This is a genomic window from Anaerosphaera aminiphila DSM 21120, from assembly GCF_900129925.1.
In the GTDB taxonomy this organism is placed as follows: domain Bacteria; phylum Bacillota; class Clostridia; order Tissierellales; family Peptoniphilaceae; genus Anaerosphaera; species Anaerosphaera aminiphila.
Genome location: NZ_FQXI01000023.1, coordinates 1 through 10,815, shown reverse-complemented (window position 1 = coordinate 10,815; position 10,815 = coordinate 1). Strand labels below are relative to the sequence as shown.

The following is a 10,815-nucleotide window of genomic DNA, read 5'->3' as shown; positions in this document are numbered from 1 at the left end:
GTAAAAGAAGTAAAACCAGGTGGAGAATTTGACTACTTTATAACAGTTAAAAACACAACAAGTGCAACAAAAGAAAAGATCGAGGTAACAGATAAGATTAGTGATAACTTAACAATAGTAAGTACAGATCCAGCATCAGAAAGAGATGGACAAAATGTTAAGTTTACAGTAGCAAATCTAGCACCAGATGCAGAAGCAGTATTAAAGATAACAGTAAAAGTAAATGATGATGTGGCTGCAGGAACAGTACTTGATAACGTAGCAGTAGTAGATGATGAAGAAGTACCAACAATAGACCCACCAGTAGTAGTACCGGATGGCGAAGCTAAAATATTAGGAACTAAGACTTCAAATATTAAATATGGTAATAAAGTTAATATTGGAGACACTTATAAATATTATTTGACAGCAAAAAATATTGGGGATATAGATGCTAAAAATGTTAAGATGAGTGATGATATACCAAACTCTTTAGACATAGTATCTGTAAATCCAAAAGAAGCTTATAAGGGATATGGACAACTAGTAGAATATGTAGTTCCTGTAATTAAAGCGGGAGAAGAATTTACTATTACTATAGAAGTAAAAGTAAGACGTTCGACTGAAGGAACAATTATTAAAAATATTGGATATATTGACGGTGAACGTGTACCGGGACCAGAAATAGAAGTGGAAAGAGACGAAAGTGGATGGTGGTCATTTACTAGTAGTAAGCCGATAGTTCCTGAAAAAGAGCATATTGCTTATATTGAAGGATATCCAAATGGAACATTTGGACCACAAAAGAGTATAACAAGAGCAGAAGTAGCAGCTATGTTAGTAAGATTAGACAATAATTCTCTAATTATATCTGCAACTTCAAGTAAGGGATACTCAGATGTAAAAGGTGCAGATTGGTATTCTAACGCAGTAGCCCAAGCTACCAATAAGGGAATAATGGAAGGATATCCAGATGGATCATTTAAGCCAAACAAAGCTATAACAAGAGCAGAGTTTGCCGCAGCAGTAAGTAGATTTGCAAGTCTGTCATCAAGTGGATCTAGTTTTGGAGATGTATCTTCATCACACTGGGCTAAGAGATTTATAGATTCTGCTTATGCAAATGGTTGGGTGAATGGTTATCCAGATGGAACATTTAGACCTGATAGAAATATTAGTAGAGAGGAAACTGTAACAATTCTAAACAAGAAACATGAAAGATATGCTGATAAAGAATTTATAAAAGACAATATAAATTCAATTAAGAAATACAGCGATGTTGAAATGAGTAGATGGTCTTACTATGACATACAAGAAGCTAGTAATGGACATGATTATACAAGACCAACATCAACAACAGAAAATTGGATTAGACTAAACCCAACAAAATAACTTTAAAATTATAATGTCAGTTAATGTTTATTTGACATGGAGGTGGAGTATATGCTCTGCCTTTATGTCAAATAATATAAATAATTTATTTAAATGTAAATTAGTATGGGAATGATTTGATTGCAGAGAGCGATTTGTTAGATTTGTTAATAGTCTATGCTTTTATATTCAAATGTTTAAGAGAAGGTTTAATAAAATTATTGACATTATTAGGTCGTATAGTATAATAAATTCATTATTAATTTTTGAATTTATGGAAGGAGTATTAGATTGTGAAAAAATTATATATTGTTTTATTATTGTCAACTTTGATGTTAGCTTGTTTTGGATGTGGAAAAAAAGACGAAAATGAAAGTATTAAAAATGAAAGTATTAAAAATGAATCAACAGTAGGCTTTGAAATTGTGAATGAAAATGCCAAGTGATAATTTGGATTAAATAAAGAAAATATAATTAACTAGTTAAAAACTTATTTGAAAAATAAAACAAAAAATGAAAAATGGTTCAGGTAGAGATGCTTGAATCATTTTTCATTTTTTAAGGTTCATTGTCAAATGTTGGGGTAGGTTTTTTCCTACCTCAATTTTTATTCTAATTTTTTGTTTAAATTAACCGCAACACCACAAAATCCTTTTCTTAAAGGTCTCAAAAATACGGTATCCATAGGATACTCGTTTAATAACTTTAATTTTATTGTTAAATCCTTAAGTTCTTCCATTGGTAAATCTGCTTTCAAAATAATGAAGTGTTTTTTAGATATAAATTTTAGAGGGCTAGTATTTTTAGATTTTTTAACAAAATAAAAATATATTCTTTTGTATTCTCCTGAAAAGTTTAAAGATTCATAGAAACCTTTGTTACATATAAATTGTTTTTTGCGAAGAAGTGGATATAATTGCCCTAATCCAATATTACTGTTTCTTACATGTTGGAGTCTATAGTCATGAGTCATGAATTCTTGTAGTAGGTTGTTTGCAACAAGGGAAAACAACTATATTGTTAGTAGAAACTTCTGTAGTACTTTTATTTTCTGTAACCTTAATTATATAAATATCTTTAATATTGAAAAGTTTTTGGATATAATTATTTTACATGTATTTCACTCTTTCTATTTGGCTTAGTTAATTTATATTGTAAAAAATTTTGGGTATACGCTTATTATTTTAGAGCTTTTTTATAAAAATCAAGCTACAAAATGTTATTTATTTTCTAAAATGACAGGAACACTATAGGTAATTGGATCCCCAACAGATGTATGTTGTTCTGTTTTATAAATTTGTAGAGTGATATTTTCTCTACCTCTTAGGCGAAACCATGCATAAACATCATTAACAGTAGAGTTAGGTTCTATTTCTAAACCATTATTGTTAGTTTCAACTCCTGTAGCAAAGCTATATAGCTTTTTATCTTCTTGATTAGCTTTTAAGCTAAAAGCTCCAACAAATGATCTTGTTTCTTTACTGTTGTTTTTCCATGAAAATTTTAGCTGCATTGCATTTGAATTTTTTTATCTTGAACCATTTTGGCTTCTTCTAGAGTAATTTCATAGTCATCAAATTTGACACTTGTGCCTACTTCATATTTTTTGTTTACGTATGCTACTTTCACTTTGCTTGAAGATCCACAACCTGTAAGTAATGTTAATAATAGCACGGTAATAAGTAAATATTTTTTTATTGTCATTTCTCCTTGTTAGAAATATATATTTTATTAAATTATGCCATAATCATAGAGCATTTACTATTAGTTAAACATCAGTTGATACAGGCAATATTAGTGTTTTAGAGTTCAATGTTATAAATTAATATTTTAAAAGTTAATTTAATTAATTTTAGTATGGATTAGACGTTGATTTTATAGATATGTGTTATAATACCTCTAATAAAATTTAAATTTTTATGGAGTAGAAAATGATACTTTTAAACCCTGTAGTAATATCAGTTTTGGTATTAGCTATATTATGTTTACTAAAATTACCTGTCTTTATAGCATTAATAGTTGCTGCATTGACAGCAGGATTAGCGTCCGGAAATTACCTTTCAGGTACAATGCTTACATTTTTAATGGAATGGGTGGAAATGCAAATACAGCCCTTAGTTACGTTTTACTAGGGGCGCTTGTATACACTATTAATAAAACTGGAGCAGCTGATATTTTGGCAAAGAAAATTGGCTCAATGGTAAAGGGCAATAAATTTGTTTTGGCTTTTATTATAGTACTTGTTTCAATAGCTTCAGGTACTATAATACCGGTTCACATTGCATTTATTCCAATATTAATACCACCACTGTTAACGCTTATGAATAAGATGAAAATGGACAGGAGAATGTTGTCAATTTGCTTCGGATTTGGACTAAAGTCCACTTATATAACTTTGCCAATAGCGTACGGAGCAATATACCATGGACTTATAAGGGATTCTTTAGCAAAAGCTGGTCTCAGTATTGAATCGTCTCTTATTTGGAAGACAAACTGGATGGCTGGTCTTGCAATGTTTGTAGGTTTAATACTGGGACTGATTTATTTTTCCAAAGATAGAGAATATAAAGATGTAGAAGAACTTGGTGAAACAGATGAAAATCACCAAAAATTAATTAATGACCAACCAATGAAAGTGGAACTTAAACACTGGCTCTGTCTAGTTGCAGGTGTAATTGCACTAGTAGTTCAACTAATGACTGAGTCACTGCCACTGGGAGCTTTAGCGGCTTTAACATTTTTATTAATTACTAGAGTAATAAAATGGGGAGAACTACAAGATATATTAGAAGGCGGAATAGGTCTAATGGGCTTTATTGCCTTTGTAATGCTCTTGGCGTCTGGTTATGCCAATGTCATTATAAACTCCGGAGGAGTAGAAGACCTTGTTGGTACAGCATTTAGCGTACTGGGCGGTTCAAAACTGGCAGGTTCTTTTATGATGATAATGCTTGGGCTTGTAATTGTACTTGGAGTGGGAACTTCTTTTGGAACTGTTCCAATACTTGCAGCAGTTTATGTTCCTCTAGCTCAAAAATTGGGTTTTTCACCGGCATCAGATACAACACTTGGACCAACATCTGGACTTAATGCAGACGGACAACATGATCACATTTGGGATACTTGTGTACCACAATTTGTGTTTTTTGTAATACCATTGATGTTGGTGGGAATAATTTGGCCATTATTTTTATAAGATAATTAAAGTAAAATATATTGAATCAAAGATTATGAAGAAGTAAGAACTAAATATTTTTTAAAATTAAAATATTTAATAAAGGAGTGAATAAAAATGTTAGAAAAAAAATTAATGAAGAGCATTGAAGCTCATAAGGAAGAGGCATTTGCACTTAATGAGTATTTATTTAATCACCCTGAAATTTCCGGTGAGGAATATGGCTCATGTAAAAAAATTGTGGAAGTATTAAATAAGTATGACATAAAAGCTGAAGAAAAGTTTTTTGGAATTGATACTGCATTTTTTGGAAGAGTGGTTGAAAAAAAAGACTCAAATATAAACATAGCTATATGTACTGAATACGACGCACTTCCAGAAGTTGGGCATGCTTGTGGACACTCAGCAAGCGCCGCAATATCAGTTTTAGCGGCACTTGCACTAAAGGACAATGAAGATATAGTCAATGCAAATGTAGACATAATAGGAACACCTAATGAAGAAGATGTGGGAATGAAAATTCCAATGGCTGATGGAGGAGTGTTTGACAAGTATGACTGTGCCATAATGGTACACTTAGATACTAAAAATATTCCCAACTGGAGAATGCTTGCCTTTGAAACTTATGAGTTAGAATTCACTGGTAAACCATCACATGCAGCGGCAAGTCCTTGGAATGGAAGGTCTGCTCTTGATGGACTAATGCTTTCAATACATGCTTTTGATATGATGAGAAAATGTGCAAAACCACATACCATTATAGAAGGATTTATTCAAAAAGGTGGAGTTGCAACAAATATTATTTCTGAAAAAGCCAGAGGAAAGTACACATTTAGGTCTGATTCAGCTAAGTATGTAAAAGATGAATTAGTACCTTGGGCAAGAGATGCTGTAAATGGCTGTGCAATGGCAACTCAGACAAAAGTTGAAATTGTGCCTTTTGGATATCCGTTTAGTGATATGAAGTATTTGCAAAGTGGTGTAGATGTAATAGAAAGTGTTATGATAGATTATGGAATGGAGTACTTTGTAATGGATACACCGGGAGCATCTTCAGATATGGGCAATGTAAGCTATAGATGTCCATCATTTCATCCATCAGTTGCAATAACAGATGAGGACTTGGCACTTCACTCAAAGGCATTTGCAGATGTGGTAATATCTGAGAAGTCAAAGCCATGTATTATAAATGGAGCTACAGTAATTGACGGATTTTTGGCAAGAATACTTGAAGATCCTGAAAAATTAAAAGCAATAAGAGAAGAATTTGATAGAATGTAAATTTATAAATAAGTGGAAAGAGAAAATATTATATTTATAAATATGGGGTATGAAAGTATGCTTTAGATATAATAAATAATTTTTCTAAGATTCTAAACATTAAATACATTAATTAAAATTTGAACAGTGCTTGTCAATTTGGCAAGTGCTGTTTTTATTTTTAATAGATTTACAAATTAAAAGGAATTTGTATTATACTTATCATATATACATAACTAAGGAGGTAGTAATTTGAAACTAGAAAATATGTTAACTAAGAGTATAGAAAAATTCAGTAAAGAGGCTTTTGAATTAAATTATAGTTTGGCAAATAATCCGGAGCTTTCCAGTGAAGAATTTGAATCCAGTAAAAAAATAGTGGAACTATTAAATAAACATGGAATAAAAGCTGAGAGAATTTTTTTTGGTTTTGAAACGGCATTTTTTGGAAAAGTTATTGAGAATAAAAATTCAAATGTAAATTTGGCAATACTTACAGAATATGACGCTCTTCCAGATGTTGGGCATGGTTGTGGTCATTCGGCAAGTGCGGCAATATCGGTTTTGTCAGCTCTTGCATTAAAAGATAACGAGCATTTAATTAACGCAAACATAGATATAATAGGAACTCCTGATGAAGAAGTGAAGGGAATAAAAACTCCTATGGCAGATGGAGGAGTTTTTGATAAGTATGATGCAGTTATAATGGTGCATCTAAGCAACACTAGTATGCCGAATACACGTTTTTTAGCACTTCAGGCATATGAGATAGAGTTTACAGGAAAGCCCTCTCACGCCGCTGCAAGTCCTTGGGATGGAAGGTCGGCATTAGATGGATTAATGTTATCTATTCATGGTTTTGACATGATTAGAAAAAACCTTAGACCTAGTACACAAGTTGAAGGTATTATTTTAGATGGGGGAGTGGCTACAAATATTATTCCTGAAAAGGCAAAGGGAAAATATAGATTTAGGTCAAATTCTTCAAAGTACCTAGATGGAGAATTAATACCATGGGTTAGAGATATAGTTGAAGGATGCGCAAGGGCAACTCAAACAAAGTCAGAGATTAAGCTTTTAGACTATCCATATAGAGATATGAACTATTTGGAAAGTGGAACAGATATAATTAAAAGCGTAATGGAAGATTACAATATAAAGTATGAAATATCAAAAGCTGCAACAGGCTCATCAGATATAGGTAGCGTAAGCTATAGATGTCCGGCATTTCACCCAATGATTGCCATAACAGATGAAGATGTGGCTCTTCACACAAGAAAATTTGCAGAATTGGTAAAGTCAGAAAAATCTGAGCAGGCAATATATAATGGAAGTATATTAATAGATGGATTTATTGCAAGGTTATTAGAAAATCCTGATGAACTAAAGAAAATCAAAGCAGAATTTAACAGTTAAATATAAAAAAATAATGACTTCCAGTTAAATGGTAGTCATTATTTTTTTTATATTAATTTTTAGGTGGATACTCAGTGCTTCCATCTTTTAATTTAGAAAATCGGCCTGAGTCTTTAGGATTTACAGGGTCTCCTGCAGACCATGGCCAACCGCCAAATTGAGTTTTTTCATAGTCATTAAATGCAACGTAGATTTCTTGCTCAGTATTCATTACGAAAGGACCGTAAGCAGCTATTGGCTCATTAATAGGCTCACCTTCAAGAAGGAGAATATTACTTTTTTCACTTCCGTTAGTTATTAATATCTCTTCGTCTGAAACAAGTTCAGCAGCGTAATTTTTAGAAAGTTCAGTGCCTTCAATTGAAATAGTATCTCCTGAATAGTAGTATATCATTCTGCTAGCTGTTGAAGTTGTTGGTCTAAGTGAAAATTTAGCGTTAGGCTCAAGTTCAATTAGCCAAATAGTCACATTGTTTTCTTCATCGGCAGCCCAAGAATCAGGAGCTGGGTTTGGTGCTTTGATATCTTTATAATTTCCGGCAATTAATTTTATTTTAGTTTTTTTGTTATTTTCGTCTATCTCTTCAACAATTGGAATATCTTCTGCCCAAAGCATTTTATAGTAAGGTGTTACCATTTTACTTTTTTTAGGGAGATTTAGCCAAATTTGAAATAGATTAAGGTGGTTTTCACTATTTTCATTTATAAGAGGAAACATTTCACAGTGTTGCATTCCGGAACCTGCAGTCATCCATTGGACATCTCCATTGCCATAACGTCCTGTGGAACCGTCACTATCTGTGTGATCTACAAATCCTTCTTCTACAATAGTTATAGTTTCAAAACCTCTGTGAGGATGAACTGGAAAACCTGGAATTTTCTTTCCGTGGTACATACGCCATGGCTCACTTTCGTCAAAATCTTGTCCAATATCTCGGCCGTCAATATAGTAAGTAGGCTCCATTTTATTATTTCCCTTAGGATATAAGTCATAGTGATGCGCAGTTATTATATATGGAGATTTCACGGGAAGTCTCAATCCAATGGGTTCTTTGCTTATAATCTTATTTTTCATTTTTATCTCCTTTGTCATACAAATAATTTTAAAAATAATCTGTCTATAAATAATTATACCCAATTATTTAACAGTTACCGTTTTAGTAAAGGGCATAAAAAAACACCTTTAAAGGTGTTTTAGTTAAAATTGTAAATGCCATCAGTTAAAGTTACATTAACATTTAGCATATCTCTAAAAAATTCAACTGGTACATATGTTACACCCTTATTTCTTTGAGGCTTAGCTATTGTACTTTCAGAATTTTCCTTGTATGAGTTATCTACAATAGTTGAAATAACAGTACCATCTTTTTCAATTTTAATGGACTTGTCAGCTTCATTCCAAGTTAATTTAAAGTTTAAATTTTCTGAGATTTCTCTAAGTGGAAGTAAGGGTACATCATTATTAATTATATTGTTTTTTAATATTAAATTTTTATCTTTAATTTTTACTTCAGATATATTTAGCTCACCTGAAAGACTATCTTCTAATACTATAATCATATCAGGATTAGTTTGGGCGGGAATGCTTCTGGTAGATACGCCGTATAAAACCGCAGCAATTTTATTGTAATTATCCTCTATAGATACTTTTTCTCCACTTACATCTATGGTCTTAACATTATCTGAAATATTTAACTTTAACATGTTGTCAGAACTGATTAAAGAATTGTCAAATTTATCTATTTTAATATTAAGAGGAGTTTCACTTTGAACTACTATTAATTTAGGAGATAACATAGGAGGATTGCTCATTGCCATTGGAGTTAATGAAGGATATGCAACAGAAATTTTATTTCCCACAGTTATTTCATCTACACTCTTTATTTTTTCTAAAGTATTTGCATTTACAATTAAAGTGTCTTTAGAAATAGAAAGTCTAATCTTATTTGTGGCGTCACCTTCGCTATATTCAAACAAAATTTCAGAAAATTGGTCTTCGTTGTTTTTATTGTCAGTATCTTTATTTTCATCAGCTGTTTTTTGAGAACTGGATATAGCTTGAACAGTTCCGTTGTGAATAGTGTATTGGTCTTTTAAAGTTTGAGCTTCAGTTTCTGCAAATGCATTGACCGGAAGAAGAGCTACAATTAACATTGGTATTATCAATAATTTTTTAAACATAAAATCACCCTTTTTTAATATTTTCTTACTTTAATTATAACTCATAAGTTAAGAATAGACTAAAATTTAAACAAGCTTATTTAATATTACAAATACTCTTGTAGGGAAAAAACAGTAGTGATATTATAAAAGTAGTGAGATTATAAATGGTCTCTTTCTGACTTTTACTAATGCCAGAGAAAATGTAAGGGAAATAAAAGGAGAGATATTATGTTATATGACTTAATAATTATAGGTGCCGGACCGGCAGGCGTGAGTTCAGCTCTTTATGCTGCAAGCAGAGGACTGAATACACTTGTCTTAGAACAAAGTGAGTGCAGTGGAGGAACTTTAAAAAAAGTTTCAAATATTACGCACTTCACAGGCTTTCCAACAGGTGAATCCGGAGAGGTGTTTTCTAAAACACTTGATGCACAGTTAAAGGGAAGTGGAGTAGAAGTATTACAAAAAAAGGTGACAGATTCTTCACTTTTAGGCAAAGAAAAGATGGTAATTTGCGGTGGAGAAACATTTAAGGCAAAAACTGTTATTATAGCTTCCGGTGAAACCCAGAACATACCCGAATTTGAATCTTCAAGTTCGATTTTTGAAGAACACCTACATAACTTTGCGTCAAAATATGCAAATAGATATAGTGATGTAATTGTAATAGGTGGTTCTGATGGTGCAGCTAAAGAAGCACTGTACTTATCAAAGCAAGTATTCCATGTAGATATGGTTGTAATAGAGGAAGAGTTAGTGGCAGTGCCTGAGTTTTCAGTTCCAATCAGCAAAGCTCCTAATATAGATGTGCACTTACACAGTTCAGTAGTTTCTGTTACTGGAGAAAGAGAAGTGGAAGAAGTTCACATAAGAGATAACTTAAGCAACGAAGAAAAGGTGTTAAAAAAACCGGGGGCCGGGATATTTTACTACATGGGTTCAAAACCAAATACACAGCCCTTTTCAGAATTAAAATTGGACAATGGATATATTGTAGCAGATGAAAATATGAGAACAAGTATAGACGGAATATACGCTGCAGGAAACATTAGAGTGAAACAAGTGCGTCAAATATCAACATCTATATCTGACGGTGCAATAGCAGCAATAGAAGTTTCTAAATATTTAAAGTAAATAAAAAGGTTCTATAATAAATGTTGGGGTGAGTACTCCAACATTTATTTTTTTGCAAAAAAAGAATGCACGTATCCCAAAAATCCTTTACCATATAAAGTGACTAAACCAAATAGAAAGGGTGAAATACGTGCAAGATAATTATATACAAAAACTTCTCAATATTAAAGATATTATTGTAACAAATATAACAGAAAATAGTGAAACCATAGAAGTTTCTATTAAGTCTACTAATAATACAGGTATTTGTCCTTGTTGTAAACAGCCTACTACAAGAATTCATGACTATAGACTCCAACGTGTAAGACACAGTAACA

At 32.0% G+C, this 10,815-nt stretch carries 12 protein-coding genes and 1 pseudogene; 8 read left to right on the top strand and 5 right to left on the bottom strand.

The genetic code is table 11. The features are described from left to right. A partial coding sequence (locus BUB47_RS09475; protein ID WP_143270642.1) for an S-layer homology domain-containing protein occupies positions 1–1,371 on the top strand: 1,371 nt, incomplete at its 5' end. A gap of 272 nt (positions 1,372–1,643) precedes the next feature. Next, positions 1,644–1,796: a hypothetical protein gene (locus tag BUB47_RS10035; RefSeq protein ID WP_159430551.1), complete on the top strand. Its 153-nt coding sequence runs from the start codon at positions 1,644–1,646 to the stop codon at positions 1,794–1,796. 161 nt (positions 1,797–1,957) lie between these two features. On the opposite strand, the gene BUB47_RS10260 is transcribed toward BUB47_RS10035, so the two are convergent. The 3 genes from BUB47_RS10260 to BUB47_RS10175 all read right to left on the bottom strand — a co-directional run bounded on the left by BUB47_RS10260 (position 1,958) and on the right by BUB47_RS10175 (position 2,979). After that, complete coding sequence (locus BUB47_RS10260; RefSeq protein WP_456059150.1) at positions 1,958–2,089, bottom strand: hypothetical protein; 132 nt, start codon at positions 2,087–2,089, stop codon at positions 1,958–1,960. Positions 2,090–2,569: 480 nt separating this feature from the next. Next, a complete protein-coding gene (locus BUB47_RS09465) occupies positions 2,570–2,863 on the bottom strand; it encodes a DUF4352 domain-containing protein (RefSeq protein WP_073185723.1) in 294 nt (97 codons plus the stop codon). After that, the gene (locus BUB47_RS10175; protein ID WP_268761876.1) at positions 2,854–2,979 is read right to left on the bottom strand and encodes a hypothetical protein; all 126 of its coding nucleotides are present in this window, start codon (positions 2,977–2,979) and stop codon (positions 2,854–2,856) included. The genes BUB47_RS09465 and BUB47_RS10175 overlap by 10 nt, the downstream gene beginning before the upstream one ends. Before the next feature lie 302 nt (positions 2,980–3,281). Between BUB47_RS10175 and BUB47_RS10205 the strand changes: the two are divergent. The 4 genes and pseudogenes from BUB47_RS10205 to BUB47_RS09445 form a co-directional block, all read left to right on the top strand. Further along, positions 3,282–3,487: pseudogene (locus tag BUB47_RS10205) on the top strand (sodium:proton antiporter); the annotation flags it as partial. Between the two features lie 39 nt (positions 3,488–3,526). Then, on the top strand, positions 3,527–4,546 hold the full coding sequence (locus BUB47_RS09455) for a Na+/H+ antiporter NhaC family protein (protein ID WP_327021503.1): 1,020 nt from the start codon (positions 3,527–3,529) through the stop codon (positions 4,544–4,546). Positions 4,547–4,642: 96 nt separating this feature from the next. Further along, positions 4,643–5,806 (top strand): M20/M25/M40 family metallo-hydrolase, encoded by a 1,164-nt coding sequence (locus tag BUB47_RS09450; RefSeq protein ID WP_073185719.1) that lies wholly within the window; start codon positions 4,643–4,645, stop codon positions 5,804–5,806. A 231-nt stretch (positions 5,807–6,037) separates the two neighbouring features. Then, a complete protein-coding gene (locus tag BUB47_RS09445) occupies positions 6,038–7,201 on the top strand; it encodes an amidohydrolase (protein WP_083529210.1) in 1,164 nt (387 codons plus the stop codon). Between the two features lie 52 nt (positions 7,202–7,253). Here the strand turns inward: BUB47_RS09445 and BUB47_RS09440 are convergent, their stop codons facing one another. After that, positions 7,254–8,276, bottom strand: coding sequence for a pirin family protein (locus tag BUB47_RS09440; protein WP_073185717.1), 1,023 nt, complete (start codon positions 8,274–8,276; stop codon positions 7,254–7,256). Between the two features lie 119 nt (positions 8,277–8,395). After that, the gene (locus BUB47_RS09435; RefSeq protein WP_073185716.1) at positions 8,396–9,382 is read right to left on the bottom strand and encodes a copper amine oxidase N-terminal domain-containing protein; all 987 of its coding nucleotides are present in this window, start codon (positions 9,380–9,382) and stop codon (positions 8,396–8,398) included. A 210-nt stretch (positions 9,383–9,592) separates the two neighbouring features. Between BUB47_RS09435 and BUB47_RS09430 the strand changes: the two genes are divergently transcribed. Together BUB47_RS09430 and BUB47_RS09425 are read left to right on the top strand one after the other, a co-directional pair. After that, a complete protein-coding gene (locus BUB47_RS09430) occupies positions 9,593–10,498 on the top strand; it encodes an NAD(P)/FAD-dependent oxidoreductase (RefSeq protein ID WP_073185714.1) in 906 nt (301 codons plus the stop codon). Between the two features lie 130 nt (positions 10,499–10,628). Next, on the top strand, positions 10,629–10,815 hold a 187-nt coding region (locus BUB47_RS09425; protein WP_143270641.1), incomplete at its 3' end, for a transposase.